Below are 534 nucleotides of genomic sequence, written 5' to 3'. Positions count from 1 at the left end.
CGCACCGACGAGGCGCTGAACGACCTGGTCGGGTTCTTCGTCAACACCTTGGTGGTGCGGACCGACCTGTCCGGTGATCCGACCTTCGACGAGGTGCTGGAGCGGGTCCGGGAGGCCAGTCTCGGGGCGTTCGCGCACCAGGACGTGCCGTTCGAGAGGCTGGTCGAGGAGCTGTCGCCGACCCGGTCGATGGCACGCCACCCGCTGTTCCAGGTCGTGCTCACCCTGCAGAACACGGGGTCGGCCCGGCTGGAGCTGCCCGGTCTGCGCGCCGGACGGGTGCCGACCGGTCTGGTCCTCGGCAAGTTCGACCTGGACCTGAACCTGAGCGAGGCGTTCGACGCCGACGGCGCGCCGGCCGGCTTGCGGGGTGTGCTGCTGGCGGCGGCGGACCTGTTCGATGCGGAGACCGTGCGGCGGATCGCGGGCTGGTTGCTCCAGGTTCTGGAGACGGTGACGGCGCAGCCGGGAACGCGGTTGAGCGCCGTGGATGTGCTGGGCGCGGATGAGCGTCGCCTGCTCCTGGAGGAGTGG

At 70.8% G+C, this 534-nt stretch carries 1 protein-coding gene; it reads left to right on the top strand.

All coding sequences use genetic code 11. The features are described from left to right. Window positions 1–534 (top strand): condensation domain-containing protein (locus VR45_RS40285; protein WP_045944943.1); only part of this gene is annotated, 534 nt, incomplete at both ends.

Origin of the sequence: Streptomyces sp. NRRL S-495, from assembly GCF_000966955.1 — a bacterium.
GTDB lineage: Bacteria > Actinomycetota > Actinomycetes > Streptomycetales > Streptomycetaceae > Kitasatospora > Kitasatospora purpeofusca.
Note: the sequence above shows the minus strand (reverse complement) of the source record. Positions and strands in the feature narration are given on the sequence as shown.